Below are 4434 nucleotides of genomic sequence, written 5' to 3'. Positions count from 1 at the left end.
TCGCCGAGCGGCATCGGGCGGCACGATCGCTTCCAGTCTGAGCAGCGGGTCGGGTGCCCAGCCCAGATCCTTCCCGGCCTTGGCCAACCCATGGATGGCATCGATGCCCCATTTCTCGCTTTCCGGCAGCGCTGCGGTCAAGACGCCTGCCTGCCGCATCCAGAGCAGCGCCCGTGACGGATCGGGCGCCGACAAGAGCTTCTTCAGTTCCGACCAGATGCGCTCGGCCGAAAGCTGGGACAGCCCTTCCTTAAGCCGGGCGCAGGCTTTCAGCCCTTCGGCGTCCGGCCGTCCATCGCCGTACCAGGCGAAGAAGCGGAAGAAGCGCAGGATGCGCAGATAATCCTCGCGGATACGCGCTTCCGGGTCGCCGATGAAGCGCAGCCGGCGTGCCTCGATGTCGGCAATGCCGCCGACCAGGTCGACAACCCTGCCGTCAGCCTCGGCATAGAGCGCATTGATGGTGAAGTCGCGCCGCTCGGCGTCAAGCTTCCAGTCGCGCCCGAACGACACTTTCGCGCGTCGCCCGTCGGTCTCGATATCGGCGCGCAAGGTGGTGATTTCATAAGGTTTTCCGCCGGCAACCACGGTGATTGTCCCATGTTCGATGCCGGTTGGCACCGCCTTGAACCCTTCCGCTTCGGCGCGGCGGAGGGTTTCCTCCGGCAGGCAGGTGGTGGCGATGTCGATGTCGGCGACGGGCTGGCCCATCAGCGTGTTGCGCACCGCGCCGCCGGCGACTCGCGCCTCTTCACCGCCTTCGGCCAGTGCGAACAGCAGGCGCTGCAGATGCTTGTCGCCGAGCCAGTCGGCCCTGTCCGCGATCGAGACACTCACGCATAGAGCCTTTCATAGAGGGTACGGATGATGCCGGCGGTGACGCCCCAGATGCGCCGGTCGCCGTAAGGCATGTCGTAGAAGAACCATTCGAGATCGTTCCACATGCGGCTGTCGCGCTTGTGGTTGGCCGGATCCATCAGGAAGCGCAGCGGCACTTCGAAAGCGGCGTCGACCTCGTCGGCGTTGAGCGTCAGTTGGAAACCGGGCAGCACGATGCCCAGCACCGGCGCGATGCGGTAGCCGCTGCCGGCCACATAGTCGGGCATGCGGCCAATGATCTCGATGCGGTCTCGGCCAAGCCCGATCTCCTCGGAAGTCTCGCGCAGCGCCGCCGCCTCAGGGCTCGGATCGGTCGGATCGATGGTACCGCCGGGAAATGCCACCTGCCCCGAATGGCTGCGCAGCTTTTCAGCCCGCTTGGTCAGGAGAACCGTCGCATCGCCCTCATGATCAACCACCGGGATCAGCACCGCGGCATTGCGCAGCGCCTTGCCCTGGTTGAGGCGCGGATGGCCGGGGTTGAAGCGATGATCGCCATAATCGTCGCCGGCATGCGCATCGGGCTGCACGGCAAAACGCGCGCGAAAATCCGCGGATGAAAACGGCGCCGGCGTCACCTGGTCCATCACGCACTCAGCCGCTTCAACTGGTCCGCCGGCATGATCGGGAACACGGCGCCCTTGGAGCGCACCGCGAACATCGTCTTGCCGCCGATCTCGACCTCCTCGCCATGCCCGACCAGTTCATACATCACCGGCCGCGCCACCAGCGCTTCCAGGCGGCCACGCACCAGCACATAGGGCTTCAATCCGCCGGTCTCGTTCTCGTCGACAAACCGCAACGGCCGTTCCGGCCCCGCCTCGACGACATCGCCGACATTGGTGCGGAAGGTGATGGTCTGCGCTTCGCCGCTACCCGAAACGTCCATTTCGACCGCGATGAACGGCGCATCGGCAACGCGGATGCCGACCTTTTCCACCGGTGTCACCAGATAGGTCCTGCCATCGGCGTCCTTGCGCAGCACCGAGGAGAAAAGCTGCACCAGCGGCATGCGCCCGATCGGCGTGCCCAGATAGAACCAGGTGCCGTCGGACTTGATCTCCATGTCCAGATCGCCGCAGAAGTCGGGATTCCAGCGTTCGACGGGTGCCGCGCCCTTGCCGGCACGGGCGGCGCGCGAGATGAGCGCCTCGAGGCCACGCGCCTCGGTGGCATCCGTCAGGCTTTCTTCACGATGTCCCAAGGGTCCCGTCATGGTCACGAAATAGTCACTGTTGTTGCGCTTGTCAGCCTAAGTCTGTGATTTAAGTTTCGACATAGGCGCCACGCGAGGCCGAATCGCGGCAACTTATGGTATGGTGCAGCCGTTGTTCCAGCCATGGTATTCCAACCACAAGGATCGATGCGGCATGAGCGTGATGGTCAAGGAAAGCCCTATCAGCGAAAAGGACATGATCGCCGAGGCCGAAAAGGCGCTTGCCGACATCTCCCGGATCCGCGACGGGGTCGGCCGGGTCATCTTCGGACAGGAAAGCGTCGTCGAGCGTACTCTGGTGGCGCTGCTGGCCGGTGGCCATGCGCTTTTGGTCGGCGTGCCGGGCCTCGCCAAGACCAAACTGGTCGAAACACTTGGCATCGTGCTCGGCCTCGATTCGCGTCGCATCCAGTTCACGCCGGACCTGATGCCGTCCGATATTCTCGGCTCCGAAGTGATGGAGCAGGACGAGACCGGCAAACGCTCCTTCCGCTTCATTTCCGGGCCGATCTTCGCCCAGTTGCTGATGGCCGACGAGATCAACCGCGCGTCGCCGCGTACCCAGTCGGCGCTGCTGCAGGCCATGCAGGAATACCACGTCACCATTGCCGGCGCCCGCCATGACCTGCCGGCGCCCTTCCACGTGCTGGCAACCCAAAACCCGCTGGAGCAGGAAGGCACCTATCCGTTGCCCGAGGCCCAGCTTGACCGCTTCCTGATGCAGGTGGATATCCTCTATCCCGAAATCGAGGCAGAGCGCCGCATCCTTCTGGAAACCACCGGCATCGAGGACGCGAAAGCCCAGAACGTCCTGCAGCCGGTGCGGCTGAAGGAGATCCAGACGCTGATCCGCCGCATGCCGGTGCCTGAAAGCGTCGTCGAGGCGATCCTGACGCTGGTGCGCTCGGCGCGTCCCGGCCAAGGCAATGCCGAGACCGACAAGAACGTCGCCTGGGGTCCCGGCCCGCGCGCCAGCCAGGCGCTGATGCTGTGCACAAGGGCGCGCGCGCTTTACGACGGACGGCTGGCGCCCTCGGTTGACGACGTCCGTGCGCTGGCCGAGCCGGTGCTGCAGCATCGTATGGCGCTGACCTTCGCCGCCCGCGCCGAAGGCACCGGCGTGCGTGACGTGGTAGCGAAACTCGTGAAAGGAATTTGATGCCGCGCATCGGCGAGGTCCAGGCTCCGGCAGCGACGCGCGACGCGCTCGCCCGTGGCCGGTTGCGGGCCTCGCTTGTGCCAGACCTGCTGGTCGAGGCGCGCCGCATCGTCAACACCGTGATCGCCGGCTGGCATGGCCGCCGCAAGCGCGGCATCGGTGAAAATTTCTGGCAGTTCCGGCCCTATGTCGAGGGTGATTCCTCGCGCATCGACTGGCGCCGCTCGGCCCGCGACGACCACACCTATGTGCGCGACCGCGAATGGGAAGCCGCCCATACGGTCTGGCTGTGGGCCGACCCCTCGCCGTCGATGCTCTACAAATCGACCGGTGCCAGCGTTTCCAAGCAATCGCGCGCGCTGGTGCTGGCGCTGGCCATGGCCGAACTGTTGTCGCGCAGCGGCGAGCGCATCGCCTGGCCGGGCCTCACCGACCCGTTCACCGCCCGCAACGGCGCCGAACGCATCGCCGCCCAGTTGATGCATGCCGGCGATTTGCCGGCAAAACCCGACCTGTCCGACATCAGGCGCTTCTGCGACATCGTCATCGTCAGCGACTTCCTCGATCCGGTCGAAGAGACGATGGCCTGGCTCGACGTGCTGGCCCGCCACGGCGTGCGTGCCCACCTGATCGAGGTCGCCGACCCGGCCGAGGAGACCTTCCCCTATGCCGGCCGCACCGAATTCACCGATCCCGAGACCGGCGACAAGCTGACCGCCGGCCGCGCCGAAATGCTCGGCGATGAGTATCGCCTGCTCTACGCCGCCCGCCGCCACGAACTGGCGGCCTGGTGCAAACGGCTTGGCTGGAGCTTTACCGTCAACCACACCGATCGGCTCGCCTCCGACGCGCTGGTGCGGCTGCACATGGCGATGACCGCTGATGGCCCCTCGGCCAGGCCGACCGCCGGCAGTCATGCCGGCACGATCGCCGGTGGCGATCGGCCAAGAAAGGCTGTCGCATGAGTTGGCTGCCGCTTTCCTTTGGCGCCCCCATGGTGCTGTGGGGCCTGCTGGCACTGCCGGTGATCTGGTGGCTGCTCAGGCTGACGCCGCCCAAGCCGCAGACCGAAATCTTCCCGCCGCTGAAGATCCTGGCGCGCGTGCTGAAGCGCGAGGAGACGCCGCAGCAGAGCCCGTGGTGGCTGACGCTGCTCAGGCTCTTGATGGCGGCCCTCATC

General features: G+C 65.8%; 6 protein-coding genes. 3 read left to right on the top strand and 3 right to left on the bottom strand.

Annotated features, from left to right (window positions below; translation table 11 throughout):
- The 3 genes from EOB59_RS33770 to EOB59_RS33760 form a co-directional block, all read right to left on the bottom strand.
- Nucleotides 1-837: CCA tRNA nucleotidyltransferase (locus tag EOB59_RS33770; RefSeq protein ID WP_164895835.1), on the bottom strand; the 837-nt coding region annotated here is incomplete at its 3' end.
- A complete protein-coding gene (locus EOB59_RS33765) occupies nucleotides 834-1466 on the bottom strand; it encodes a CoA pyrophosphatase (protein WP_127809523.1) in 633 nt (210 codons plus the stop codon). The genes EOB59_RS33765 and EOB59_RS33770, both read right to left, overlap by 4 nt.
- Complete coding sequence (locus EOB59_RS33760) at nucleotides 1466-2095, bottom strand: DUF1285 domain-containing protein (protein ID WP_127326869.1); 630 nt, start codon at nucleotides 2093-2095, stop codon at nucleotides 1466-1468. The genes EOB59_RS33765 and EOB59_RS33760 overlap by 1 nt, the downstream gene beginning before the upstream one ends.
- A 154-nt stretch (nucleotides 2096-2249) precedes the next feature.
- Here EOB59_RS33760 and EOB59_RS33755 point away from each other — a divergent pair, with 154 nt between their 5' ends.
- The 3 genes from EOB59_RS33755 to EOB59_RS33745 all read left to right on the top strand — a co-directional run.
- A complete protein-coding gene (locus EOB59_RS33755; RefSeq protein ID WP_127271985.1) occupies nucleotides 2250-3254 on the top strand; it encodes a MoxR family ATPase in 1005 nt (334 codons plus the stop codon).
- Entirely contained in the window at nucleotides 3254-4219 is a 966-nt protein-coding gene (locus EOB59_RS33750) for a DUF58 domain-containing protein (protein WP_128290232.1), read from the top strand. Before EOB59_RS33755 ends, EOB59_RS33750 begins: the two co-directional genes overlap by 1 nt.
- On the top strand, nucleotides 4216-4434 hold a 219-nt coding region (locus tag EOB59_RS33745), incomplete at its 3' end, for a BatA domain-containing protein (protein ID WP_164895834.1). The genes EOB59_RS33750 and EOB59_RS33745, both read left to right, overlap by 4 nt.

It is taken from the genome of Mesorhizobium sp. M7A.F.Ca.MR.176.00.0.0 (genome assembly GCF_004023165.1).
Classification (GTDB): Bacteria; Pseudomonadota; Alphaproteobacteria; order Rhizobiales; family Rhizobiaceae; genus Mesorhizobium.
Note: the sequence above shows the minus strand (reverse complement) of the source record. Positions and strands in the feature narration are given on the sequence as shown.